This is a genomic window from Vibrio sp. Y176 (assembly GCF_033438945.1).
The window spans coordinates 1-749 of the sequence record NZ_JAWOQS010000428.1; the positions used below are offsets into that span (position 1 = coordinate 1).

Annotated in this window: 2 protein-coding genes; one reads left to right on the forward strand and one right to left on the reverse strand. The window is 45.3% G+C overall.

Features of this window, described 5'->3' with window-relative positions; translation table 11 throughout:
• Positions 1–192 (reverse strand): 2Fe-2S iron-sulfur cluster-binding protein (locus tag R7O13_RS26480; protein WP_318305158.1); only part of this gene is annotated, 192 nt, incomplete at its 3' end.
• A 242-nt stretch (positions 193–434) separates the two neighbouring features.
• Between R7O13_RS26480 and R7O13_RS26485 the strand changes: the two genes are divergently transcribed.
• A partial coding sequence (locus tag R7O13_RS26485) for a hypothetical protein (RefSeq protein WP_318305159.1) occupies positions 435–749 on the forward strand: 315 nt, incomplete at its 3' end.

Consider the following 749-nt stretch of genomic DNA (forward strand, 5'->3'; position numbering starts at 1 on the left):
TTTGAGGTCACAGGCGCGCTTAGTTCCGCCACTTTCCACTTCGACAACACACAAATCACACGGAATTTTCTCGTTACTTTTGTTCATTTCGCACAGTGAAGGGATTTCGACCCCACACACTTTGGCTGCTTCCAGAAGGGTTAGCCCCTCTTCTACAATTCTATATTTTCCATCGATGACAATTTCTATCATACAACCCCCGAAGCAGGCACGTTAAACCTTACATTCTATAAGGATAACCCCTACCATGGAAAGTTCGTGTGACAAAAAACTCAATAAAGAGATATTTATTGGCGATTAATATGTCTAACCTCTCCCAAGATGCACCAAATATCTCACGTTTACTTGGGGGTGAATGCTTGACTTTCCCCCTAGGGTAACCTTTATTATTAAGCGGTTACTCGTTATTTACACTCATTTTGACTGGACTCCGTATGCGCCTTAAATCACTGCATACAATTTGGCTAACGTTATGTACAACGCTGATACTGCTGGTATCTAGCGTGGTTAACAGCGCGCCTTTAATGAGTATCAAAATGATGTCGAGTGGCGCTATGATGCCTGAACACATGACAGAAATGGCAAGCGCGAACGATCACTGCGGCTCCCCGAGCATGGAGATGGCCTCATCGTTGAGCTCCAACTCTACAGAAATGACCATGAGCTGTGTTGATGGCTCCGGCATGATCCACAATTGCTGCACAGCATCTTGTTCATTCGTTTTCGTCCCGTTACCAGCCCCTGTCAGC